The sequence below is a fragment of the Stenotrophomonas sp. genome, from assembly GCF_032099025.1.
Classification (GTDB): domain Bacteria; phylum Pseudomonadota; class Gammaproteobacteria; order Xanthomonadales; family Xanthomonadaceae; genus Stenotrophomonas.
Map to the genome: position 1 here is coordinate 1 of NZ_DAMCID010000017.1, position 22,120 is coordinate 22,120.

24 protein-coding genes and 1 tRNA gene are annotated in these 22,120 nt (G+C 67.7%); 16 read left to right on the forward strand and 9 right to left on the reverse strand.

The window, feature by feature from the left end; all coding sequences use genetic code 11:
* The first annotated feature begins 29 nt into the window (after positions 1-29).
* Positions 30-713, forward strand: a complete 684-nt coding sequence (locus RT456_RS12910; RefSeq protein ID WP_313347281.1) for a response regulator transcription factor — start codon at positions 30-32, stop codon at positions 711-713.
* A gap of 22 nt (positions 714-735) precedes the next feature.
* Positions 736-2,160: a sensor histidine kinase gene (locus RT456_RS12915; RefSeq protein ID WP_313347282.1), complete on the forward strand. Its 1,425-nt coding sequence runs from the start codon at positions 736-738 to the stop codon at positions 2,158-2,160.
* A 29-nt stretch (positions 2,161-2,189) separates the two neighbouring features.
* Here RT456_RS12915 and RT456_RS12920 read toward each other — a convergent pair whose 3' ends face one another.
* Both RT456_RS12920 and RT456_RS12925 read right to left on the reverse strand, forming a co-directional pair.
* The gene (locus RT456_RS12920; protein ID WP_313347283.1) at positions 2,190-2,972 is read right to left on the reverse strand and encodes a zinc-dependent peptidase; all 783 of its coding nucleotides are present in this window, start codon (positions 2,970-2,972) and stop codon (positions 2,190-2,192) included.
* The gene (locus tag RT456_RS12925; protein ID WP_313347285.1) at positions 2,939-3,214 is read right to left on the reverse strand and encodes a hypothetical protein; all 276 of its coding nucleotides are present in this window, start codon (positions 3,212-3,214) and stop codon (positions 2,939-2,941) included. Before RT456_RS12925 ends, RT456_RS12920 begins: the two co-directional genes overlap by 34 nt.
* Before the next feature lie 132 nt (positions 3,215-3,346).
* On the opposite strand from RT456_RS12925, the gene birA reads away from it, so the two are divergent.
* The 4 genes from birA (at position 3,347) to RT456_RS12945 (ending at position 5,980) form a co-directional block, all read left to right on the forward strand.
* On the forward strand, positions 3,347-4,312 hold the full coding sequence (birA, locus tag RT456_RS12930; protein ID WP_313347286.1) for a bifunctional biotin--[acetyl-CoA-carboxylase] ligase/biotin operon repressor BirA: 966 nt from the start codon (positions 3,347-3,349) through the stop codon (positions 4,310-4,312).
* Positions 4,309-5,046 (forward strand): type III pantothenate kinase, encoded by a 738-nt coding sequence (locus RT456_RS12935; protein WP_313347288.1) that lies wholly within the window; start codon positions 4,309-4,311, stop codon positions 5,044-5,046. Before birA ends, RT456_RS12935 begins: the two co-directional genes overlap by 4 nt.
* 9 nt (positions 5,047-5,055) lie before the next feature.
* Positions 5,056-5,865, forward strand: coding sequence for an SPOR domain-containing protein (locus RT456_RS12940; RefSeq protein ID WP_313347289.1), 810 nt, complete (start codon positions 5,056-5,058; stop codon positions 5,863-5,865).
* 39 nt (positions 5,866-5,904) lie between these two features.
* Positions 5,905-5,980 (forward strand) — tRNA-Thr (locus RT456_RS12945).
* Positions 5,981-6,190: 210 nt separating this feature from the next.
* Here the strand turns inward: RT456_RS12945 and RT456_RS12950 are convergent.
* From RT456_RS12950 to RT456_RS12965, 4 genes are all read right to left on the reverse strand, one after another.
* Positions 6,191-6,730, reverse strand: a complete 540-nt coding sequence (locus RT456_RS12950; protein ID WP_313347291.1) for a GTPase — start codon at positions 6,728-6,730, stop codon at positions 6,191-6,193.
* Entirely contained in the window at positions 6,727-7,683 is a 957-nt protein-coding gene (locus RT456_RS12955; RefSeq protein WP_313347293.1) for a hypothetical protein, read from the reverse strand. Before RT456_RS12955 ends, RT456_RS12950 begins: the two co-directional genes overlap by 4 nt.
* A 77-nt stretch (positions 7,684-7,760) precedes the next feature.
* Positions 7,761-8,120, reverse strand: a complete 360-nt coding sequence (locus RT456_RS12960) for a hypothetical protein (RefSeq protein ID WP_068848577.1) — start codon at positions 8,118-8,120, stop codon at positions 7,761-7,763.
* Positions 8,121-8,199: 79 nt separating this feature from the next.
* Complete coding sequence (locus RT456_RS12965; protein ID WP_313347295.1) at positions 8,200-8,652, reverse strand: roadblock/LC7 domain-containing protein; 453 nt, start codon at positions 8,650-8,652, stop codon at positions 8,200-8,202.
* A gap of 309 nt (positions 8,653-8,961) precedes the next feature.
* Between RT456_RS12965 and rocF the strand changes: the two genes are divergently transcribed.
* The 3 genes from rocF (at position 8,962) to RT456_RS12980 (ending at position 10,726) form a co-directional block, all read left to right on the forward strand.
* A complete protein-coding gene (gene rocF / locus RT456_RS12970) occupies positions 8,962-9,885 on the forward strand; it encodes an arginase (protein WP_313347297.1) in 924 nt (307 codons plus the stop codon).
* 234 nt (positions 9,886-10,119) lie between these two features.
* Entirely contained in the window at positions 10,120-10,257 is a 138-nt protein-coding gene (locus tag RT456_RS12975; protein WP_313347299.1) for an entericidin A/B family lipoprotein, read from the forward strand.
* A gap of 247 nt (positions 10,258-10,504) precedes the next feature.
* A complete protein-coding gene (locus RT456_RS12980; protein ID WP_095362579.1) occupies positions 10,505-10,726 on the forward strand; it encodes a CsbD family protein in 222 nt (73 codons plus the stop codon).
* Between the two features lie 93 nt (positions 10,727-10,819).
* On the opposite strand, the gene RT456_RS12985 is transcribed toward RT456_RS12980, so the two are convergent.
* Entirely contained in the window at positions 10,820-11,644 is an 825-nt protein-coding gene (locus RT456_RS12985) for a hypothetical protein (protein WP_313347301.1), read from the reverse strand.
* A gap of 108 nt (positions 11,645-11,752) precedes the next feature.
* Between RT456_RS12985 and RT456_RS12990 the strand changes: the two genes are divergently transcribed.
* From RT456_RS12990 to RT456_RS13005, 4 genes are all read left to right on the forward strand, one after another.
* Positions 11,753-13,048, forward strand: a complete 1,296-nt coding sequence (locus tag RT456_RS12990; RefSeq protein ID WP_313347302.1) for a tryptophan--tRNA ligase — start codon at positions 11,753-11,755, stop codon at positions 13,046-13,048.
* 126 nt (positions 13,049-13,174) lie between these two features.
* Positions 13,175-13,513 carry a hypothetical protein gene (locus RT456_RS12995; RefSeq protein WP_313347418.1) on the forward strand — a complete coding sequence of 113 codons (339 nt, stop codon included), beginning with the start codon at positions 13,175-13,177 and terminating at the stop codon, positions 13,511-13,513.
* Between the two features lie 57 nt (positions 13,514-13,570).
* Positions 13,571-14,503: an MBL fold metallo-hydrolase gene (locus RT456_RS13000; protein ID WP_313347304.1), complete on the forward strand. Its 933-nt coding sequence runs from the start codon at positions 13,571-13,573 to the stop codon at positions 14,501-14,503.
* A gap of 83 nt (positions 14,504-14,586) precedes the next feature.
* Positions 14,587-16,239 (forward strand): M28 family metallopeptidase, encoded by a 1,653-nt coding sequence (locus tag RT456_RS13005; RefSeq protein WP_313347420.1) that lies wholly within the window; start codon positions 14,587-14,589, stop codon positions 16,237-16,239.
* A gap of 118 nt (positions 16,240-16,357) precedes the next feature.
* On the opposite strand, the gene RT456_RS13010 is transcribed toward RT456_RS13005, so the two are convergent.
* Positions 16,358-17,692, reverse strand: a complete 1,335-nt coding sequence (locus RT456_RS13010; protein ID WP_313347306.1) for an MFS transporter — start codon at positions 17,690-17,692, stop codon at positions 16,358-16,360.
* Between the two features lie 214 nt (positions 17,693-17,906).
* On the opposite strand from RT456_RS13010, the gene yedA reads away from it, so the two are divergent.
* The 3 genes from yedA to RT456_RS13025 all read left to right on the forward strand — a co-directional run bounded on the left by yedA (position 17,907) and on the right by RT456_RS13025 (position 20,738).
* Positions 17,907-18,809 (forward strand): drug/metabolite exporter YedA, encoded by a 903-nt coding sequence (gene yedA / locus RT456_RS13015; RefSeq protein ID WP_313347307.1) that lies wholly within the window; start codon positions 17,907-17,909, stop codon positions 18,807-18,809.
* Positions 18,806-19,720, forward strand: a complete 915-nt coding sequence (gene rarD, locus RT456_RS13020) for an EamA family transporter RarD (protein WP_313347309.1) — start codon at positions 18,806-18,808, stop codon at positions 19,718-19,720. The genes yedA and rarD overlap by 4 nt, the downstream gene beginning before the upstream one ends.
* Before the next feature lie 160 nt (positions 19,721-19,880).
* Entirely contained in the window at positions 19,881-20,738 is an 858-nt protein-coding gene (locus RT456_RS13025; protein ID WP_313347310.1) for a hypothetical protein, read from the forward strand.
* 67 nt (positions 20,739-20,805) lie between these two features.
* Here RT456_RS13025 and RT456_RS13030 read toward each other — a convergent pair whose 3' ends face one another.
* Complete coding sequence (locus RT456_RS13030; protein ID WP_313347312.1) at positions 20,806-22,116, reverse strand: ABC transporter permease; 1,311 nt, start codon at positions 22,114-22,116, stop codon at positions 20,806-20,808.
* Positions 22,117-22,120 lie beyond the last annotated feature (4 nt).

The window sequence follows — 22,120 nt, forward strand, 5'->3', positions numbered from 1 at the left end:
GGCCACACCCAGGACACTAGGGAGATTTCATGCGTATCCTTCTGGTCGAAGACGAAGCCCCGCTGCGGGAAACCCTTGCAGCCCGGCTCAAGCGCGAAGGCTTTGCCGTCGATGCCGCACAGGACGGTGAGGAAGGTCTGTACATGGGCCGCGAAGTGCCGTTCGACGTAGGCATCATCGATCTGGGCCTGCCCAAGATGTCGGGCATGGAACTGATCAAGGCCCTGCGCGACGAGGGCAAGAAATTCCCCGTGCTCATCCTCACCGCCCGCTCGAGCTGGCAGGACAAGGTCGAAGGGCTCAAGCAGGGCGCCGACGATTACCTGGTCAAGCCGTTCCATGTCGAAGAGCTGCTGGCACGCGTCAATGCGCTGCTGCGCCGCGCGGCGGGCTGGAGCAAGCCGACGCTCGAATGCGGTCCGGTTGCGTTGGACCTTGCCGCACAGACGGTCAGCGTCAGCGGCAGCAACGTGGACCTCACCAGCTACGAGTACAAGGTGCTCGAGTACCTGATGATGCATGCCGGTGAACTGGTCTCCAAGGCCGATCTCACCGAGCACATCTATCAGCAGGATTTCGACCGCGACTCGAACGTGCTGGAAGTGTTCATCGGCCGCCTGCGCAAAAAGCTGGACGCGGACGGCGACCTCAAGCCGATCGAAACGGTGCGCGGACGCGGTTATCGTTTCGCGATTCCGCGCAACGAGGGCTGAGCCGTAATCCGGCGATTGGATGATGTCAGGCCGTCTGTGGTTCTTTAGACGCTGGCGGCCGCGCTCCCTGCAGGCGCGCCAGCTGCTGGCCGCCAGTGTGAGTCTGGTCGCCTTCCTGGCGATTGCAGGCTATGCACTGGATGCCGCGTTCGCCGATACGGCGCGCGCCAACCTGCGTGAGCGCCTGAAGAACTACGCCACCGCGTACGCGGCCGGCATCGACTTCACCCGCGACCGCTCGCTGTATATCCGCGAGCAGCCGCCGGATCCGCGCTTCGACGTTCCCGGCAGCGGCCTGTACCTGCAGGTGGTGATGCCGGACGGCAAGGGCAATTCCATGTCGGCCGAAGGCCCGATGCTGCCCACCGTGGGCGGTGGGCTGCTGGCACCGCGCCAGGAAGTGTTCGAAGGTCCGCTGCCGATGATCCAGATCGACGGCAGCCAGGGCTCGGTGTACCGCTACGGCCTTGGCCTGGTGTGGGACGCCGATGCGGACCCCGCCACCGAATTCCCGTACACCATCTACGTGATGGAAGACTCGCGTGCACTCGGTGCACAGCTGCGTGTGTTCCGTGGCCGGGTGTGGTTCTGGATGGGCGGTGCCGGCCTGATCCTGCTGCTGCTGCAGACCGTCATCCTGCAGTGGAGCCTGCGCCCCATGCGGCGCGTGATCACTGAACTGACCAAGGTGCAGCGCGGCGAGACCGAGCGCATGAGCGAGCGCCACCCGCGCGAACTCGAACCGCTTACCGACAGCATCAACGCCTTCATCGAAAGCGAGCGCGAGAACCTCGAGCGCCAGCGCAACACCCTGGCCGATCTCGCGCACAGCCTGAAAACACCGCTCGCGGTGCTGCGCACCCAGCTCGACAGCGGTGCGCAGGACCAGGACCTGCGCGAGGAATTCGACGTGCAGCTGCGGCGCATGAACAACCTGGTGTCCTACCAGCTGGCGCGTGCGGCATCGTCCGGGCACAAGCTGTTCTCCGCACCGCTGCCGATCGAGTCCAACGCCGAGGAGATCGTGCGCGGGCTGGAGAAGGTGTACGCCGGCAAGGGCGTGCTGTGCGAATTCGACATCGACGAGGCGGCACGCTTCCATGGCGAACCGGGTGACCTGCAGGAACTGCTGGGCAACCTGCTGGAGAACGCTTTCAAGTGGGCCAACCGCCGCGTGCTGCTGACCGCCAAGCCTTTCAGCGCGCCCGGCATGCGTCGCGCCGGACTGGTGTTGTCGGTGGATGACGACGGCCCGGGCATCGCGCCCGACGACATCGCCAAGGTGCTGCAGCGTGGCGTGCGCGGCGATGAGCGTGTGCAGGGCCATGGCATCGGCCTGTCGATCGTGCAGGACCTGATCAAGGATTACCGTGGCGAACTGCAGGTCAAGCGGTCCGCCGAACTGGGTGGCGCACGGTTTGAAGTGACGTTGCCGCCCGGACCGTGATTGGGTCGGTTGCCGACCAACAGTCGGCACTACAGCGCCGGCGGCACCCCATAAAACCGTCGTAGATGCGCGGCCACCACCGGCATTTCCTGCTCCAGCAGGTCCGGCGCGGAGAAGTGGTATTCGGTGGCCACCGCGAAGAACTCGTCCGGCGCCTCGGCCGCATACGGGTCGATCACCGTCTCGTGCCCGGCATCCACCTGCGCGCAGAGCGCGTCGAAGGCCTGCTGGAAATCGGCGGCCCATTGCTGCTGCCACGCGCGCGGCAACGGCGGCGTGCCATCGAGCACACCATCCAGCACGTCGATCCGGTGCGCCATCTCGTGCACGACCACGCAGGCCCCTTCGTGCGGGTGCTTCAACTCCGCCTGCACGTCATGCCAGGACAGCAGCAACGGCCCGTTGTGCGAGACCTGGCCGATCGCCTCTTCCTCCCACTCGTGCAGCACCCCGTCTTCATCCATTTCGCTCTGCGGCACGATGAAGCCCTCGGGGTACACCAGCACCTGCGACCAGCCGCGCAGCCCGGGCTCGCCCAGTTCCAGCAGCGGCAGGCAACACAGCGCGGCGATCAGTACCGCATCGTCATCGCCGAGCTGCAGCCCACCGATGGGCGTAATGGTCTTGTCGTGCAGGAAGGCCGCCGCCAATCCGCGCAGGCGCTGCACGCGCTCGGACGGCAGCCCGCGCAACCAGGCGACGCGTTGGCAGGTGTGCTGCCAGGCGATATCGGGAATCGGGCGCGGTGACGGCCGCAGCCAGCGCAACAACGACTGGATCAGCGGAACATGCCCGGCAGGAAGCTGTGCCATTTCGGCGCGCGCAGGCGCGGCAGCACGTCATCGTCGCCACCGCCGCCGGTACTGCCGGGCGCGCTCGCGCTGGGCGTCACGGCGGACGGGGCGGTGGCGGCCGGCGTTGCCGGCTGGCTCGTGCGCTCACCTTCGGCGGGCGAGTACACACAGCCACCCCTGGCCGATCCGGTCACCGCATCGGAAGCATGCGCGGCCAGCGGGGCCATCAGCAGGAGCAGGCAATGGGCGAACGGGCGCATCGTCAACATCCGGAGGGGCAAAGGGGTCAATCTTCGATTCTAGCCCGATTCAGCGCCTCAATTGGAAGCCCGCGGCGGGCGCGGGCGGTCGCTTTCCCGCATAATTTTCCCCATCAACCGATGGAAGCTGCCGTGGACGACCGCCAACTGCTGGCCAAACTGGGCGCCGGGCGACTGTCCGGCGACGCGCTGGCCCGCGAGCTGGGCCAGACCCGTGCGGCAATCTGGAAGCGAATTCAAGGACTTAGGGCAGCCGGCATCCAGATCGATGGGCGCGCGGGCGATGGCTACCAGCTGCAACAGCGGCTGGAGCTGCTCGACGCCCAGCGTATCCAGGCGCAGCTGCCGCCGGGGCTGGCACCGCTGCTGGACGCCCTGGAGGTCGGCTGGAGCGTGGGTTCCACCAACAGCGAATTGCTGCAGTGCAGCGCGCCGTCGCGCGGCTCACGGGTCCTGCTGGCCGAGCGCCAGACCGGCGGCCGCGGTCGCCGGGGCCGGAGCTGGGCCTCGCCGCTGGCCGCGCATGTGTACCTGTCGGTGCTGCGCGGATTCGCCGGCGGTCTGTCGAAGCTGGGCGGCTTGAGCCTGGTGGCGGGCGTGGGGGTGGCCGAGGCGCTGCGCGACCACGGGGTCGGCCAGGTGGCACTGAAGTGGCCCAACGACATCGTGGTGGACGGGCACAAGCTGGGCGGCCTGCTGGTGGAAGGCGGCGGCGAGTTTGCCGGCCCGGCGCGCGCGGTCATCGGGCTGGGCATCAACGTGCACATGCCGCCGGCCTTCGCCGCGGAGATCACCCAGCCGTGGACCGACTTGGCCACGCTGCTGGGCGACGACATCAGCCGCAATGACGTGGTGGCCTGGCTGCTGGCGGCGCTGCTGCCTGCGCTGGAGACCTTCGAGGCCGACGGGCTGGCGCCGTTCCTGCCGCGCTATGCCGCGCTGGACTGCCTGGCGGGCCGCAGCGTACGGGTCGAAGATGGCGGCACGCTTTACGAAGGGGAGGCGCTGGGCCTGGCCGACGATGGCGCACTGCGCGTGCGCATCGACGGCAGCGAACGGGTCTTCCATGCCGGCGAAGTCAGCGTGAGGGCGCAATGAGCGACTGGTTGTTCGATCTGGGAAATTCGCGCTTCAAGTTCGCGCCGCTGCAGGGCGTCCGTGCCGGCGATGTGCAGGCCTGGCCGCACGGCGCCGAAGCCATGCCGGCCGATGCGCTCGCGCAGCTGCCCAGCGGTGGCACCGCGTATGTGGCCAGCGTGGCGGCGGCCGCGCTTACCGCCAGCATGCTCGAGGTGCTGCGCGCGCGCTTTGATCAGGTGCGGGTCGCGCGTACCGAAGCCAGCTGCGCGGGCGTGCGCATCGCCTACGCGGACCCGGCGAAGTTCGGCGTTGATCGCTTCCTGGCACTGCTCGCCGCCGCCGAACGCGGCGAGCCGGTGCTGGTGGCAGGCGTCGGCACCGCGCTGACCATCGACCTGCTCGACGCCGGCGGCCAGCACCATGGCGGGCGCATCGCGGCCTCGCCCACCACCATGCGTGAAGCACTGCACGCGCGCGCGGTGCAGTTGCCCGCGCAGGGCGGTGACTACAGCGAATTCGCCAACGACACTGCCGACGCGCTCGCTTCGGGGTGCGATGGCGCCGCCGTGGCATTGATCGAACGCAGCCGGGTGCATGCGGCCGAGGTGCTGGGCACGCTGCCGGCGCTGCTCGTGCATGGCGGCGGCGCGCCGGCGTTGATGCCGTTGCTGGGCGATGCGCGATTCCAGCCGGCGCTGGTGCTCGATGGACTGGCACGCTGGGCGGTGCACCAGCCACCGGCGGCGCGGTAGGATCGCCGCATGCTTACCCGTGCCCTGATCGTCGTGCTGGCCATCCTCAACGTAGGTGTTGCGCTGTGGTGGATGCTGCGCGGCGAGCCCGCGCCCGTACCGCCCGCCATGCCGTCCGGCGTGGCCAGGCTGCAGCTGCTCGATACACCGCCCGCGGCGGCCCCCGCCGCAGCGCCTGCCGCCCGGAGCGCAGCGTTGGACGACGTTACGCCAACACCGCCAACATCCGCTCCCCCAGCGACCGCTGAGGTAGCGCCGGGCGCTGCCCGGCCGCCTGCAGCGACCGCAGCGGCCGCAACGCCAGCCTCGATCCCGGCGCCAACACCGCCAGCCGCCCCTGCGACGCCGGTCGCCCTGCGCTGCATCAGCCTGGGCCCGTTTGCTGATCGCGACACTGCGATGGCTGCCCAAGGCAAGGCCGGGGCACTGGTCCAGCGCTCGCGCCTGCGTGAAGTGCCCAAGCCGGGCGCCAGCAGCACCTACCGGGTGATGATGCCGGCCGCGGCCAGCCGCGACGAAGCGCAGGCGATGGTCAAACGCATCGCCGCCGCAGGCATCAGCGATTACTACATCATGGGCCAGGGCGATGACGCCAACGCCATCGCGCTGGGCCAGTACCGCAACCGCGAGGGCGCCGAGCGCCGCCTGGCCGCGCTCAGCGCGGCCGGTTTCACCGCCCGGCTGGTCGCCAGCGGCGGTGCCGAGGGTGCGCAGTGGTGGATCGATGCGGCTCTTGCCGACACCGCCAGCGCCGGCACGACCCGCCAGCGCAGTGGCGCGGCCCAGCAGCGCTCGCTGGAATGCGCAGGCTTGCGCTAGAATCGCCGTCCGCGTCGGCCATGCCGTCGCCGTGCCTTTGCCGGCATAGCTCAGTTGGTAGAGCAACCGCCTTGTAAGCGGTAGGTCCCCAGTTCGAATCCGGGTGTCGGCACCAAACGCTCAACCGTAGTGCCGGCCGCTGGCCGGCTCTTCGGCGGTGCCAGGCAACATGCAGAGCCGGCCAGCGGCCGGCACTACCCAGGTTGCAGGCGGCATGCGGAGCCGGCCAGCGGCCGGCACTACCTGGGGTTGCCAGAGCCGGCCAGCGGCCGGCACTACCCCGGTTGTCAGGCGGCATGCAGAGCCGGCCAGCGGCCGGCACTACCTAGTTGGTTTCCGCGTACCGGTACGACAGCAGCGACTTCACCAGGAACGTCACCTGCGTGGCCGAACGCGCATCCACGCGCATGACCGGCAGGCGGTGGCCGGCGTCGAACAGCGCGTTGCGGAAGTCTGGAATCATCAGCGCCGGATACTCGTCGGCACGGGTCACGCCGACCGCAAGGCTGGCCTGCGGGGCGATCTTCGAGAACTCCTGCAGCAGTTCCACCGTCGATGCGACCGGATCGGGATGACCGGCGCTGACCAGCACGATCACGCCGAGCGCGCCTTCGCAGACCATCGGCCACATGAAGTCCAGGTAGCGCTGGCCCGGCACGCCGTAGACGTGCAGCAGCTCGCCGTCGTCCAGCTCGATCGAGCTGTAGTCGAGCGCCACCGTGGTTTCGACCTTCTCGCCCATCGCGTCGCCGCTCATCGGCATTTCAGTGCTGACCGGCTCCACGTCGGAGATCGCGCGGACGGCGGTGGTCTTGCCGGCACCCATGCTGCCGACGAAGACCAGCTTGTTGGCGGGCATGCTCATGACGCGGCTCCCTGGAACAGATTCAGGCCGAAGCGGCGGGCCACCCACGAGAAGAAACGTGAGTCGCTGGCGTCTTTGCGGCGTTGCGTACTGGGCACGGCGGCGTCCTGGTTCAATGCGAGGCCACTGGCAACAGCAGCGCAGAAGAGCGATTGCACCGTGTGGCGCGGCATATGGCAAGCCGTAGCGAGCGCAGCGGCCTGCCAGGGCCGCGCGTGCAGGCACGCAATGGCCAGCAGCCAGGTGCCCGGCACGTCGTCGGCGTTGAGGTCCGGCCAGTGCCGCAGCTTCAGCGGCGCCTGTTCGGCGGGCATCGGCAGCAACTCGGGGCGGTAGCGCGCGATGCAGAAGTACAGGGCTTCGAACGAATGCCGTTGCGGCAGCCGGTAGGCGTACTGGTGCTGGAAGGTCGGCGCATCGATGGCGCTGGCCGACCACGCCACGTCGTCCAGCTGCGCCACCACCTCGGCCAGCGTGGTCGACGGCGGCAGCGCGATGCTGCGGGTCGCCGTGTCCACCAGCAGGGTGATCGCGCCGCGCTGCAGCAGATGCAGTGCCGGGGCACCGCCGGTGGCGGCCGCCAGCTGCAGCAGCAGCGGCGTACCCACTGCCGCGCGCTCCACGGTGGGCGCGGCCAGCAGCAGGCTGGACAGCTGTTCGTTGATGTCGCGCACGGTGGCACCGTGCGGCAGGCGTCCCGGTGCGGGCTCGGCGTAGCGGCGCGCGATCGACAGCATCGGCACGTTGACCGCATTGGCCTCGCTAAGTGCGCGGGCTGCGTCGGGATGGTCCAGGCCGATCACCAGCAGGTCGCAGCCATCGCTGTTCCATGGCTGCAGCGCCACGTCCATGCGCTCGGCGAGCAGCATCGAACAGGCCAGCTTCAGGCGGGTCTGGTGCAGCACGTCCAGCCCGATGGCGGAAATGCGGAAAGAACGTGTGGGGGTATTCATGGCGGGTGTCACGCGAAACGCCGACGCGGGCCGCAACGCGCCCGGTCAGGGGCGCGGCGCGGCCGGGTCGCGTGCGATCAGCTGAAGTCCAGGGTCTTTTCGAAGGCCTTCAGTTCGTGGCGCGACATGGCCAGGTTGGCCTTGCTGCGGTCCATCACCACGTACAGGAACAGCAACGGGTTGCTTTCCAGCGGGCGGATCAGGTGGTACTGGGTGGTCAGCGTGATCAGCAGGTCTTCCAACGTGTCCGACAGGCCCAGCTGCTCGGCCACGCGACGCTTGGCGCGCACCACTTCGGTGTTGCCGGCCGCCGCCAGTTCCAGGTTGATGTTGCCGCCGCCGACCATGGCCAGGGCCATGCCGCTGTCACCGTCGACCAGGGCCGCACCGACGAAACCAGCCAGCGAGTTGAGCTTTTCCAGATTGAGATTGGGCACGTAAATCCTTTTTGCTTCAGGCAGTGGGAGGGCAGGCCAGGGGCCTGCCGGAAGGGCACAACGAAAGGGGCGAAGCGGCTCAGCTGGCGCGCGGGCGCAGCACGGCGTCGAGGCGGGTGGCGCATTCGCGCGCATGGAACAGCAGCACGGCCATGTTGACCTCGTGACTGGCCACGGCGGTCAGGGTCAGCGGCTTGTCGGCCTGGATGCGGATCAGCACCACATTGCCCAGCTTGGTGCAGATGGTGGCGTAGTCGGCCTCGCTCAGCGCCAGCTCGCGGGAAACGGTCTCGCCCAGGGTCAGGAACGAATTGGCCATGGCCGCCAGGCGGCGACCGTCCACGCCCAGCGTGGAATCCTCGGCAACGGCGCGGCCGTCGGCGGTGGACAGCATCAGCAGGCTGAGGCCGCTCTCGCGCTCACGCGCGTGCTTGAAGGCCTGTTCGATGGCGGAAACGTCGTACATCTGGCGGGCCGGCTGGCTCTCGCCACTGGCATTCCGGACGATCTGGTGGATGCTGCTGCGCTGCACGTACTGCCCCCTGGAACACGACAAAAACGGACCAACCCCGATGGGGTTAGTCAATCAGTACTGCGAAGAAGTGTGAAATGTAGCACGTAAAATTTGCCAATATTGCCAACGTAAGCTAAACCGAGTCCCCCTTTCGTCTGTGTCAAAGCATTGACGCGCAAGGCTTTCCTGGCCTCCGTCGAGATGCGACGCAGTGGGGCAGGGAGCGTCGTTGCCGGTCACGGGGGACGGTCCACTGCTGCGTCGCCGCGAGTGTGCGGGGCGCGGGATGACTAGACTGGTCGGATTTTCCGTGTGTGTGGAGTCAGCATGAGCAAGCGTCAACCTGCGGTGTCCCTGATTGGCGTGCCGACCGATATCGGCGCCGGTCACCGGGGTGCCGGCCTGGGCCCGGAAGCCCTGCGTATCGCCGGGCTGGCCGAAGCGCTGGGTGCGCGCGGCGTGGATGTACGTGACTGCGGCAACCTGGATGGCCCGCGCAACCCGTGGACCCCGCCCGAGCAGGGCTACCGGCACCTGGACGAAGTAGTGGCCTGGAACCGCGCCCTGATGGACGCCACCTATGCCGAGCTGCAGGACGGGCGGATGCCGATCATGCTGGGCGGCGACCACTGCCTGGGCATCGGCTCGATCACCGCCGTGGCACGCTGGTGCCGCGAACAGGGCCGCACCCTGCGCGTGCTGTGGCTGGACGCTCACTCGGACTTCAATACCAGTGAGGTGACCCCCTCCGGCAACGTGCACGGCATGCCGGTGGCCTGCCTGTGCGGCCTGGGCCCGGACGCGTTGACCCGGCTGGGCGGCGACGCCCCGGCGATCTGCCCGCAGCAGGTGCGCCAGATCGGCATCCGCTCGGTGGACCAGGAAGAAAAGCGCCTCATCAAGCAGCACAAGGTGGATGTCTACGACATGCGCTACATCGACGAGGCCGGTATGAAGCGCACGGTGGAGGCGGCGCTGGAAGGCATCGACGAGAACACCCATCTGCACGTCAGTTTCGACGTGGATTTCCTCGACCCCAGCATCGCCCCGGGCGTCGGCACCACCGTGCCGGGTGGGGTGAACTACCGCGAAGCGCAGCTGGTGATGGAGATGATTGCCGACACCGGCCGGATGGGCTCGCTGGACATCGTGGAGCTGAACCCGCTGATCGACACCCGCAACGCGACCGCCGAGCTGGCGGTGGATCTGGTGGAAAGCCTGTTCGGCAAGTCCACCCTGATGCGCGATTGACCAGGACGGAGGGCGATTCCTGCGCGTGGCTGAACAGCCGCGCGCTGCGTTCACATCGATTGCACGCCGTAGCCGCCAGATTGCAACTCACGCGGCGGCAATGCCAGTAACGGCGGCGACGTCACCGCGATCAGGAAGAGGAGCACACGACGAAGCGGGTCACGCGCAACGTCATGCTCATCTGACAGGTGGGACCGGATTTCGGTAACGATTTGAATCACACAGGAGAACCCCATGAAGCGTGTTATTGCACTGATGCTGTTGTCGATGTTCTCGCTGGCCGTGCTGTCTGGCTGCAACACCGTTGCCGGTGCCGGCAAGGACGTGCAGAAGGCAGGCGAGTCGGTGGAAGACGCTGCCAAGGGCAACTGATCCACACCCTGCGTGACGGCCGATGGCCGACACGCGCTGGGCAACTGCTGAACGCTGTTCGGCAGGCACTTCAAGAAACGGCCGGGATGCTTCCCGGCCGTTTCTTTTTGCGTTGATGGTGTCCGCGCGATCTGAGCCGTTCAATGAAGTGAGCATGCGCTTCATCCATGCTTGACCGCCGCCGAACACCCGCTGCTGCACTCTGCATGTGCGGCGAAGGTGCCGTTGCAATCAAGGACGCGAACCCATGAACAAAGACATCATTTCCGGCAAGTGGACGCAGCTCAAGGGCAAGGCGCAGGCAAAGTGGGGCGACCTGACCGACGACGATTTCAAGGTGGCCGAAGGCAATGCCGAATATCTGGCGGGCCGCCTGCAGGAACGCTATGGCTGGGCGCGTGATCGCGCTGAAACCGAGGTCAAGGACTTCGAAGCGGCCATGCGCAAGGACTATCCGGACTTTCACTGACACCCATACGGGTGGCAGCGCGGCTTAGGGCCGCAGGGGTATGAAACCAGACGGGCCGCATTGCGGCCCGTCTGTTTTTGCGCGGATCAGGATTCAGCGCCCGCCGTAACCCGGCGGGTCCGGCACGAACGACTCCGGAAATGCCTGCGGGCCGGCATCACGGTGCGGCAGGCGCGCCGGCAGGATGCCGCGCGCGATCAGGTTGCGCTCGCTGTCATAGCGCACGTCCAGGCGCTGCGCAGGGGCGGTGCTGGCGCGCTCGAACCCGGTGCTGCCCGAATACGACTGCTCGCGCCGGCCGTGGCCCGTGCCCAGCGCCGGGGCGGGAGCGGCGGCCACCGAGCCGGTGGTCTTCGCCGAGGACATCGCGGCGTCGGCGGTCTCGCTCGCCTGCGGCTGCGGCTGCACGCGGCTGCCGGAACGCGCGACCGGCGGCGCGGGCCGCGCCAGCGCCACGTACCGCCGGGCCTCGTTGAAGACCGCAATGCCCACCACACCGATGTTGTCCGGCCGGTCGGTCCGGCCGGCATAGCTGCGGCCCGGGTCGGTGAAGACGAACTGCGCCACTTCCTGGGACGATTTGCGCCAGCCGGTGATGTCCGCGCTCTGCCAGGGGTCGAGCACGTAGCCGGTCTGGTTGGGGGCGGCCACATCGCCGGTGATCACGTTCAGCCCGTCCACCGACAGCACCACCAGCACGCGCGCGTCGCTGTTGTTGCGCAGGCGCACTGCATAGGGATGGCCCTGGCGGCCGGCCACCCAGCGCTGGCCACGGTGTGGGTAGGTGGGCAGTTCGAGGTCCTGGTCGCGGTCGACGATGCTCAGCGACACCGGTCCGGGATCAGCGCGAGGGGGCGCAAAAGGCTTGAAACCGCACAGGGCCAGCACGGCAAGCAGGGGCAGGGTCAGGTGCTTCATGGTGGGGCATCCGGGGTTGGGTACGGTGTTGAACGCACCGGGCCGGCCAACGGGGTTGCGCGGGGACAGGTAAACTGGGGGCGTTCAACTGTCCGTAATGATTCCCACATGACCACCCGCGTTCTTACCGGCATCACCCCCTCCGGCACGCCCCACCTGGGCAACTACGTGGGCGCCATCCGTCCGGCCATCGCGGCCAGCCAGGCGTCCGACATCGAGAGCTTCTTCTTCCTGGCCGACCTGCACAGCCTGATCAAGGCGCAGGAGCCGGAGCGGACCCAGCGTTCGACCCTGGAGATCGCGGCAAGCTGGCTGGCGTGTGGCTTGGACCCGGACAAGGTCTGGTTCTACCGCCAGAGCGACATTCCCGAGACCACCGAGCTGATGTGGTTCCTCACCGCCATTGCCAGCAAGGGCATCCTCAACCGTGCCCATGCCTACAAGGCGGCGGTGGACAAGAACCGCGAGGAACAGCTGGACGAAGACGCCGGCATCAGCGCGGGGCTGTTCATGTACCCGGTGCTGATGGCCGCCGACATCCTCATCTTCAAGGCCAACCATGTGCCGGTGGGCCGCGACCAGATCCAGCACATCGAAATGGCGCGCGACTTCGCGCAGCGCTTCAACCATGTGTACGGCAAGGAGTACTTCCCGCTGCCGGAGGTGGTGATCGACGAGCAGGTGGCGACGCTGGCCGGCCTGGACGGCCGCAAGATGAGCAAGAGTTACCACAACACCATTCCGCTGTTCGCGCCGCGCGCGGAGCTGAAGAAACGGGTGTTCTCGATCCTCACCGACTCGCGCGCGCCCGGCGAGCCCAAGAGCACCGACGGCTCGGCGCTGTTCCAGATGTACCAGGCGTTCGCCACGGCGGAACAGACGGCGGCCTTCGCCCAGGCGTTTGCCGATGGCATCGGCTGGGGCGATGCCAAGCAGCAGCTGTTCGAGCGCATCGATGCAGAGCTGACCCCGCTGCGCGAGCGCTACGACGCGCTGATGGCCGAGCCGGAGAAGATCGAGGCGGTGTTGCGCCGCCGCGGCCAGCAGCTGCGCGAGCAGTACGCCGTGCCCCTGCTGAAGGAGCTGCGCCATGCGGTGGGCCTGCGTGATCTTTCCAGCGCAGGCGACATCGCGGCCGAAGAGGGCGGCGTGGCGCGCGCGGCACCGCCGCTGTTCAAGCAGTACCGTGACAAGGACGGCCGCTTCTACTTCAAGCTGCTGGCCGGCGACGGCGCGCTGCTGATCCAGAGCGAAGGTTTCGATTCGCCGCGGGATTCGGGCCAGCTGATCGGCGTGCTCAAGCAGACCGAGCACGGTGATGGACTGCAGAGCGAACTGTTCAAGCTGGACGCCGAGGTGGATACGGTGTTGGCGGCATTGCAGGAACTGCGCGAGCAGGCCTGACACAACGGCGTACCGACCCACGGTCGGTACCTGCCGGAAACGCGGCAACCGCCGGCGAACGCCCGGTGGAACGAAACAGTGGTAGCCATCGACCGTGGGTCGATGGACACGTCAACGGAGGACACGATGGCCTGGTTGTCGTTGTTGTTGTTCCTGCCCTGGTTTCTGCTGCTGGGCACCCTGTACTGGCTGTTTCCGCGCCAACCGCGTGATGCCGCGCGGCGCCTGTTCGACGGCGCTGCGCTGCTGCTCGCCTTCGTCCTGAGCATCCTCGCCATGCTGTGGGGCCACCATATCGGCGTGGTGCAGAGCGATGCCGGACCGATCTGGCGCCAGGTGCTGGCCGTGCTGTACGCCTACGGTGCGTTCCTCGCGGTGATGACCGTCGCCATCCTGTTGCGTGGCTCCTGGCTGGCGCAGCGTGCGACCAAAGCCGCATCGAAGTCGCCGGGCCAGCGGGCCTAGAATTGGCGTGTATCGACCCACGGTCGCTACCTGCCCAACGCCGCCAGGGATGAGCCGATGTCCTCCGACCCCAGCATCTTCACCATCGATACCGCGTTCCAGCGCAGCGATTTCGATGCCGCTTACCTGATCGTCGAAAACGGCCGCGCCGCCTTCATCGACTGCGGCACCGGCCTGGCCGTGCCGGCGATGCTGGCCGCGCTGGACCGCGCCGGTTGCACGCCTGACCACGTCGATTGGCTGATCCTGACCCATGTGCACCTGGACCATGCCGGCGGTGCGGGCCTGCTGATGCAGCAGCTGCCCACCGCGCAGCTGCTGGTGCACCCGCGCGGCGCGGCGCACATGATCGACCCCACCCGGCTGATTGCCGGTGCCACCGAGGTCTATGGCGAGGCCGAGATCGCGCGCAGCTACGGACCGGTCCTGCCGGTGCCGGCCGCGCGCGTGGTGATCGCCGAGGACGGCCACAGCGTCGACCTGGCCGGGCGCGCGCTGCTGTGCCTGGACACCCCGGGACACGCCCGCCACCACCTGTGCGTATGGGACGCGCGCAGCCGCAGCGTGTTCACCGGCGATACCTTCGGCCTGTCCTACCGCGAGCTGGACAGTGACCGCGGCGCCTTCATCATTCCCACCTCGTCACCCGTGCAGTTCGATCCCGAACCTCTGAAGCACTCCATCGCGCGCCTGCTCGCGCTGCAGCCACAGGCCGCCTACCTCACCCACTACGGGCGCGTGGAAGGCGTCGCCACGCTGGGCGCCGACCTGGTCGAGCAGATCGATGCGATGGTGGACATCGGCCGCCAATGCGATGGTCGCCCCGATCGCCATCGCTGCTTGGTGGCCGCGCTCACCGCGCTGTATCTCGAACGCGCGCAGGCGCATGGCTGCCGGCTCGATGATGCAGCGGTGGTGCAGGTGCTGGCGATGGACATCGAGCTCAACGCGCAGGGCCTGGCCTGCTGGCTGGACCGCGACCGCCGCTGAGCCACGGCCTGCGTGCACGGTAACCGGAGTGTCACGTTACACTCTGGCATTCCGTTTTCCGCCTGGTGTCTGCCGTGAATCCGATGCGCATGCTGCTGTTGTCGTCCTGTCTGTTCGTGGGCGGCCTGGCCCACGCCGCCAATGACCTGCCCGGCGGTGGCATCGACCCGCAGGCACTGTCGCGGCACGTACGCATCCTCGCCTCGGACGAATTCGAGGGGCGCGCCCCGGCCTCGGCCGGCGAAGAGCGCACCGTGCAGTACCTCATCGAAGAGTTCGGCAAGTACGGTCTGCAGCCGGGCGGCACCGATGGCGGCTGGGTGCAGCCGGTGCCGATGGTGCGCGCGCAGGTGGACGGCAAGGCCCGCGTGCAGCTGCGCCAGAAGGGCGCGTCGCGCGACCTCAGCGTGGGTGAGGACGTTACCGTGCAGAGCCTGCGCCCGCAGGACGCGGTGGACATCCGCAACGCGCCGCTGGTGTTCGTCGGCTACGGCATCGATGCCCCCGAGCGCCAGTGGAACGACTACAAGGACCTGGACCTGCACGGCAAGATCGCCGTGGTGCTGATCAACGACGCGGATTTCGAGGCCGACCAGCCGGGTGCGTTCGATGGCAACGCGGTGACCTATTACGGCCGCTGGACCTACAAGTTCGAGGAAGCCGCGCGGCGCGGTGCGCAGGGCGTGCTGATCGTGCACGAGACCGCGCCGGCCGCCTACGGCTGGGCCACCGTGCGTGCATCGGGCACCTCGCCGCTGTTTGATATCGAGCGCCCGCGCGACCAGGCCCTGGCCCAGCACGTACCGCTTCGGGGCTGGCTGGCACGCAGCCAGGCCGAGCAGCTGTTCCGCGATGCGGGCCTGGATTTCGACGCGGAGAAGCGCAAGGCGATGAGCCCGGCGTTCAAGCCGGTCGCCCTGGGCGATGCCACCTTGTCGGCACAGTTCAAGCTCAAGCGCGAGCAGGTGATCAGCCGCAACGTGGTGGCCAAGCTGCCCGGTGGCGCGCATGCCGACGAGGCGGTGATCTTCTCCGCCCATTGGGACGCCTTCGGCATCGGCCAGCCCGATGCCAAGGGCGACCGCATCCGTCGCGGCGCGATCGACAACGCCACCGGCGTGGCCACGGTGCTGGAACTGGGCCGGGTATTCGCCGCCGGCCCGCAGCCGCAGCGCACGCTGTACTTCGTGGCGCTCACCGCCGAGGAGAAGGGCCTGCTCGGTGCCAGCTACTACGCCGCGCACCCGCTGGTACCGCTGGAGAAGACCGCCGCGGTGATCAACATCGAGATGTTCAGTCCAGACGGTGCCACCCGTGACATCGCGTCCTGGGGCAAGGGCCGGGTTTCGCTGGAAGGCGACCTGGAGCGCGTGGCCAAGGCGCGCGGGCGCAGCTACACGCCGGACCCGAACCTTGAAGCGGGCTTCTTCTACCGCGCCGACCACTTCGCCTTCGCCCGCCTGGGCGTGCCGGCGATCACCATCGGGCCGGGGCTGGACACGCTGGACGGTGGCGTGGAGGCCGGCAAGGCGCTGCGCGAGAAGTACTTCGCCGACTGCTACCACCAGGCCTGCGACGCCTGGACCCCGACCTGGGACCCGGCCGGGCACGCCGCCGACACCCTGCTGGTCTACGACCTGGGCGTGGAACTGGCCAACACCCGCCGCTGGCCGCAGTGGGAAGACGGCTCGGAGTTCCGCAAGGCGCGGGAACAAAGCGACGCAGCGCGCCGCTGATCGCGCGGGGTCACGACCAACGGTCGTGACGCGTGCAGCGTGACCCCACAAAAAACGCCGGGCAATGCCCGGCGTCATGGTGTGCGGCGGTTGCCGGCCAGCGGCCGGCACTACGCGGTCATTTCAGCGTGCCATCCAGATAGTTCGCGCCCTTGTTCTTCAGGAAGAACACGTACACGAACAGCGACACCGCGATGATCGCCGTGACATAGATGGCGAAGTCGCCCACGCGGCCGGTCTTCAGCGCACCCTGGTACAGCAACGGTGCGGTGCCGCCGAACAGCGAGTTGGCCATTGCGTAGCCAAAGCCCACGCCCAGCGCACGCACGTGGGTGGGGAACAGCTCGGCCTTCACCACGGCGTTGATCGAGGTGTAGCCGGTGAGGATCACAAAGCCCAGCGCCAGGGTCAGGAACGCGATCAGCGGGTCATGCTGGTTCGGCAGCTCGGTGATCAGGTACCAGCTGTACAGCACGCCGCCCACGCCGAAGAACACCAGCAGGCTCTTGCGGCCCACGATGTCCGACAACCAGCCGCCAATGGGCTGCAGCAGCATCAGGAAGGTCAGCACGCCCAGGTTGATCAACGTACCGGTCATCACGTCGGTACCGGCGAACGCGCTCTGGATCATCTTCGGCCCGTTGACCGAATAGGTGTAGAAGGCCACGGTGCCGCCGGCGGTGATCAGGAAGCACAGCAGCAGCGGACGCCACTGGTGCACGAACAGCTCGTACATCGAGCCGGAGGCCTTGGCGCGGCCTTCGCGTGCGGCTTCGATCGATTCCTGGCCGAGCGATTCGTCCATGGAACGACGCAGCCAGAACACCACGATCGCGGCCAGGCCGCCGATACCGAAGGCGATGCGCCAGCCCCAGGCCGAGATTTCCGGCTTTTCCCAGAACAGCAGCATGGTGAACAGCGTCAGCTGCGCCAGCACGTGGCCACCCACCAGGGTGACGTAATGGAACGAGGACAGGAAGCCGCGACGTCCGGGCAGCGCCGCTTCGGACATGTAGGTGGCGCTGGTGCCGTACTCGCCGCCCGTGGCGAAGCCCTGCAGCAGGCGGGCGAACAGCAGGATCAGCGCGGCCCAGCCACCGATGGACGCGGCGGTGGGCGTCAGCGCGATCATGAACGAGCAGGCCGCCATCATCGTCACCGACACGGTCAGCGCCAGGCGGCGGCCATAACGGTCGGCGAAGCGACCGAAGTACCACGCGCCGATCGGGCGCATCAGGAAGGTGGCCGCGAAGATGGCCCACACGTAAATGGTGGAGTTCTTGTCGGCGGCCGAGAAGAACTGCGACTCGAAATAGACCGCGAACACCGAGTAGACGTAGACGTCGTACCACTCGACAAGGTTGCCCGCCGACCCCTTCAGGGTGTTGGAGATCGAGCGTTTGAGCGCGGCCTTGTCGGTGGCGGGCGCGGAAAGGGAGGGGGAAATGCTCATGCTGGAAAACGGTCCTCGCGGTGGAGCGGTGATTCTGGACAGCGCCTGCCCGGTTCAGGATCCCGGGGCACCTGCTTTTTACCTTACCTCACGTGCATGACGGGTGGGCATTGCACCTTATGACTAGCCCCCTGCACGACAGCGTGCCAACGCGGTGCATGCTGGCCCGGCGGCAAACGCCTAGAATCGCCTCTCCCCCGCCTGCTGGTCGTGTATGGCCGTCTCCCCTGCAACCCCGCCGGCCGCTCCCCGCAGCGGCCTGGTCGTCCTGGCCCTGCTGCTGGTCTACGTCGTGTGGGGGTCCACCTATCTGGGCATCCGGCTGGCGCTGGAGGGCGGTGCACTGCCATTGACGACAGTCTCCGGGGCGCGCTTCATCATCGCCGGCACGCTGATGTACGCGGTGCTGCGCTGGCGTGGCATGCCGGCGCCGACACGTCGCCAATGGCGCAATCTGGGCATCATGGGCCTCACCATGCTGGTGCTGGGCAACGGCATGGTGGTACTGGCCGAACGCACGGTGTCCTCGGGCCTGGCCGCCACCGCCGTGGCCTCGGTGCCGCTGTGGATGGCGCTGTTCGGCGCCTTGCGCGGGCAGCACGCCAGCCGGGGCGAATGGCTGGGCATCGCCATCGGCTTCCTCGGGGTGGTCTGGCTCAATGCCGGCAGCAGCCTCACCGCCTCGCCGCAGGGCCTGATCCTGCTGCTGATCGCGCCGGTAGGCTGGGCCCTCGGCTCGGTCTGGGCGCGCAGCCTGGACCTGCCCAGCCCGTTCATGACCGCCGCCGGGCAGATGCTGTGCGGCGGGGTGATGCTGGTCGCGCTGGGCCTGGCCACCGGTGAGCGCCCCACTACCTGGCCCAGCATGGACGGCCTGCTGGCCGTGGCCTACCTGTGCATGTTCGGCTCCATCGTCGCGTTCACCGCCTACGTGTGGCTGCTGCAGAACGTGCGGCCGGCGCTGGCGGCCAGCTATGCCTACGTCAACCCGGTGATCGCGGTGATCCTGGGGGCGCTGATCGGCCATGAGCAGTTCGGCGCGCATGACCTGCTGGCCATGGGCGTGATCCTGGCCGGTGTGCTGGTGCTGACCCTGGCACGGACCCGCGGCCGATGAGCGCCGTGGACAGCACGACCCTGCAGGAGCAACGCCGGGGTCTGGCCATCACCGCCTTCACCTTCACCCTGTGGGGGCTGGTGCCGGTCTACTGGCATCTGCTGAAAGCGGTGCCGTCGCAGCAGATCATTGCCCACCGCATCATCTGGAGCACCGTGCTGGTGGTGGCCTGGCTGCTGCTCAGCAGCGGCACCGGCTGGTGGAGGCAGATCGCCGCGCAGCCGCGCGCGCTGCCCACGCTGGCGCTGAGCAGCCTGGCCATCGCGTTCAACTGGGGCCTGTACATCTGGGCGATCAATGCCGGCCACGTGATCGAAACCAGCCTGGGCTACTTCATCAACCCGCTGGTGAGCGTGGTGCTGGGCGTGGTGGTGCTCAAGGAGCGCCTGCGTGGCCTGCAGTGGCTCGCCGTGGCCTGCGCCGCGGCCGGTGTGGCGTGGCTGACCATCGACGCCGGTACGCCCCCGTGGATCGCGCTGGGGCTGGCCTGTTCGTTCGGCCTGTACGGCCTGCTGCGCAAGCTGATCTCGGTCGACCCGGTGGCCGGGCTGGGCATCGAAAGCCTGTACCTGTTCCTGCCGGCGATGGGCTTCGCGCTGTGGAGCGAGACCGGCCATGGCGGCGGCTTCTTCGGTGGTTGGGGCTGGCGCAACGACCTGCTGCTGATCGTCGGGGGCGTGGTCACGGCCCTGCCGCTGATTGGCTTCGCCTATGGGGTCAAGCGCATCCCGCTGTCGCTGGTGGGCATCCTGCAGTACATCGCCCCCAGCCTGGGCCTGCTGCTGGGCGTGTTCTTCTTCCGCGAACCCTTCGATACCGCCAAGGCCGTGGGCTTCGCCGCGATCTGGACCGGGCTGTTGCTGTTCATTGGCGACAGCGTGTGGCGTTCGCGGCAACCCATCGGGCGCTGACGCATTGCGCAGCCACGCAGGGCGTGGCTCTACCGAATGCATGATTGCGGTGGGTGTAACTGATCCTGCCCATTTCGCCGGATTCCGATAGGCGCATGCCCCGCCGCCTGCTGAACTGCCGGTGCCCGCGCGTGCGGGCTGTCAGGAGGAGAAGCAGATCATGAAACAGCTAGGCTGGTTGCTGCTGGCCGCGTTGCCGTTCCAGGGCATGGCCGAGTCGAGAATGGAAGATCCCGTTGCCATGGTGTGCTACTTCTGCACGCCTGATGAGATGTACGCGCGTGCACGATCGCTCGGGGTGGGGGAGCACTACATCTACGACGGCGAAAGCCAGACCAACATCCAGGGCTTCCGGGTCACCAGCGAGGGCGGGCAGCTCGTTGCCACGCATTTCGTGCCGCCGGCCTGGTTGAGGACGCAGTACACCGCGATGATGAGAATCTATTACAAGAGCCGAGGCGAGTTTGTCGACCAATGGGGCTCGGTATCGCTGCAGGCCCCCGGCTCGCCGCACGTGCTCAACGAGCAGGTGCAGAGCAACACGGTGCTCTGGGGCCACCATCTCACCGACCTGAATCCCCGGCACCTCGAGGCCAGGGAAATCGTGCGCCGCTTCGTGACGCCGGCACGGCGCTTCGAGTTTCTAAGCGCAGATACCGAGCACGGCCGCATCCTTCGCTTTGAATCGCAGCGGCTTGGCCACGCGCCCTTGATATCGCGGCTCAACACCGACAGCTCGCTGGGTTATATGGAGTCCTTCTTCGACTATGAAACCCGCCGATGGGAGTACCTGCGCTCCGGGGATAGCCTCACCACGATCCAGGAGAAGGCCGAAGACTTCCTGTACCCCGATGGCGGGCCGCGCGTGATGCGCTATCCACGCTCGCTGGTACCGTTCTTCAAGCAGCGCGCCGACTGGGCCGGGGTGGAGGTCATCGGGATGCCGGTGCCCGACGGCGGCGAAGTGCAGTACTACTGCGGCCGTGCCGCGGAAAAGATCCAGTGCCGCCTCCTCTGAAGTCCCTGGCCGCACCCTTCGTGTAATACCCCACCGTGTCCCTCCCGGGGCACGGTGGGTGTCCGCATCAGGTCTCACGCAGCGCCGTGGTGATCGGCAACCGCGCCGCGCGCAGCGCCGGGAACAGCCCGCCGACCAGGCCGATGCCCAACGCCCACTTCAAGCCGCTCCACAGCAGGTCCGGCGAGACCTTGAACTGGAAGACCACCTGGCTGAAGTTGCTGCCGATGGTGGACACGCTGTAGCCGTTGAAGATGGCCCACGCCACCAGCCCGCCCAACACCCCGCCGATCAAGGCCAGCAGCATGGTTTCCAGCATGATCGCGGTGACCACCGGCACGCCACGGAAACCGATCGCGCGCATGGTGGCAATCTCGCGCGCACGCGTGGCCACGGCGGCGTACATGGTGTTGAGCGCGCCGAACACCGCGCCGATGGCCATGATCGCGCCGATCACCGTCCCCAGCACACTGATCAGTTTGTTCAGGCCGCCGCCCTGCTTGGCGTAGTAGGCCCGGGTGGTTTCCACGTCCAGCTTCAGGCGCGGGTCGGCCGCCACGGCCGTCTTGAACTGCTCGAACCCGGGCGTTCCTTCGGTACGCACGCTGATCGACTGCCAGGCGCTGCGCTGGTAGGTCGTGGCCAGGGTCTGCGCGTCGGTCCACAGCTCCGAATCATGCGCATCGCCCGAATTGAACACGCCTACCACCGTCCAGTCCTGGTTGCCGAGCACCAGTGTGTGGCCCACCTCCAACCCGCGGAACTGGCCCTGCGCGCCCTTGCCGACCACGATCTCGCGCAGGCCGGCGTTGAAGCGGCGGCCCTGGGTGATCTTGACCTTGTCATGCACCGCCCACGCCATTTCACCCACGCCGCGGAACTGCGCGTTGACGTCGGTGCCGTCGCCCTTGGAAACCAGGTTGACCACCTGCGACAGCTCCGGCGAGATCAGCGCACGGCCGCGCTCGTCCTTGGCCACGCCGGGCAGGGTGGACAGCAGCGGCACCTGGTCGCGCATGATCACCGAGTTGGTTTCCGCCTGCGAGCCGCCGCGCAGCACGATCGCCGTGGTGTCATCGCCGGTACTGTTGAGCGTGGCCTGGAAGCCCTCGCCCATGGCCAGCATGGCGACCAGTACGCCGACCACGCCGGCAATGCCCACCACCACCACCGACGAGGCGCCCCAGCGCTGCGGCAGGCTGGCGATACCGATCCGCGTGGCCGCCAGCGCCAGCCGCCCACTGCGGGTGAGCAGCAGCCACAGCACCAGCAGCACCGCCACTACCAGCACGCCGATCCACGGCAGTGCAATCCAGATCCCCAGGCCAATCGCCAGCAGCAGGATCGACAGCGCATTTCCCAGCCATTGCTTCTTCATGTCG

What these genes read in the sequence shown, in the direction of transcription:
- RT456_RS12910 (WP_313347281.1), top strand. Translation starts at nt 30, where the DNA reads ATGCGTATCCTTCTGGTCGAAGACGAAGCCCCGCTGCGGGAAACCCTT.
- RT456_RS12915 (WP_313347282.1), top strand. Translation starts at nt 736, where the DNA reads ATGTCAGGCCGTCTGTGGTTCTTTAGACGCTGGCGGCCGCGCTCCCTG.
- RT456_RS12920 (WP_313347283.1), bottom strand. Translation starts at nt 2,972, where the DNA reads ATGGCACAGCTTCCTGCCGGGCATGTTCCGCTGATCCAGTCGTTGTTG.
- RT456_RS12925 (WP_313347285.1), bottom strand. Translation starts at nt 3,214, where the DNA reads ATGCGCCCGTTCGCCCATTGCCTGCTCCTGCTGATGGCCCCGCTGGCC.
- RT456_RS12935 (WP_313347288.1), top strand. Translation starts at nt 4,309, where the DNA reads ATGAGCGACTGGTTGTTCGATCTGGGAAATTCGCGCTTCAAGTTCGCG.
- RT456_RS12940 (WP_313347289.1), top strand. Translation starts at nt 5,056, where the DNA reads ATGCTTACCCGTGCCCTGATCGTCGTGCTGGCCATCCTCAACGTAGGT.
- RT456_RS12950 (WP_313347291.1), bottom strand. Translation starts at nt 6,730, where the DNA reads ATGAGCATGCCCGCCAACAAGCTGGTCTTCGTCGGCAGCATGGGTGCC.
- RT456_RS12955 (WP_313347293.1), bottom strand. Translation starts at nt 7,683, where the DNA reads ATGAATACCCCCACACGTTCTTTCCGCATTTCCGCCATCGGGCTGGAC.
- rocF (WP_313347297.1), top strand. Translation starts at nt 8,962, where the DNA reads ATGAGCAAGCGTCAACCTGCGGTGTCCCTGATTGGCGTGCCGACCGAT.
- RT456_RS12975 (WP_313347299.1), top strand. Translation starts at nt 10,120, where the DNA reads ATGAAGCGTGTTATTGCACTGATGCTGTTGTCGATGTTCTCGCTGGCC.
- RT456_RS12980 (WP_095362579.1), top strand. Translation starts at nt 10,505, where the DNA reads ATGAACAAAGACATCATTTCCGGCAAGTGGACGCAGCTCAAGGGCAAG.
- RT456_RS12985 (WP_313347301.1), bottom strand. Translation starts at nt 11,644, where the DNA reads ATGAAGCACCTGACCCTGCCCCTGCTTGCCGTGCTGGCCCTGTGCGGT.
- RT456_RS12990 (WP_313347302.1), top strand. Translation starts at nt 11,753, where the DNA reads ATGACCACCCGCGTTCTTACCGGCATCACCCCCTCCGGCACGCCCCAC.
- RT456_RS12995 (WP_313347418.1), top strand. Translation starts at nt 13,175, where the DNA reads ATGGCCTGGTTGTCGTTGTTGTTGTTCCTGCCCTGGTTTCTGCTGCTG.
- RT456_RS13000 (WP_313347304.1), top strand. Translation starts at nt 13,571, where the DNA reads ATGTCCTCCGACCCCAGCATCTTCACCATCGATACCGCGTTCCAGCGC.
- RT456_RS13005 (WP_313347420.1), top strand. Translation starts at nt 14,587, where the DNA reads ATGCGCATGCTGCTGTTGTCGTCCTGTCTGTTCGTGGGCGGCCTGGCC.
- RT456_RS13010 (WP_313347306.1), bottom strand. Translation starts at nt 17,692, where the DNA reads ATGAGCATTTCCCCCTCCCTTTCCGCGCCCGCCACCGACAAGGCCGCG.
- yedA (WP_313347307.1), top strand. Translation starts at nt 17,907, where the DNA reads ATGGCCGTCTCCCCTGCAACCCCGCCGGCCGCTCCCCGCAGCGGCCTG.
- rarD (WP_313347309.1), top strand. Translation starts at nt 18,806, where the DNA reads ATGAGCGCCGTGGACAGCACGACCCTGCAGGAGCAACGCCGGGGTCTG.
- RT456_RS13025 (WP_313347310.1), top strand. Translation starts at nt 19,881, where the DNA reads ATGAAACAGCTAGGCTGGTTGCTGCTGGCCGCGTTGCCGTTCCAGGGC.
- RT456_RS13030 (WP_313347312.1), bottom strand. Translation starts at nt 22,116, where the DNA reads ATGAAGAAGCAATGGCTGGGAAATGCGCTGTCGATCCTGCTGCTGGCG.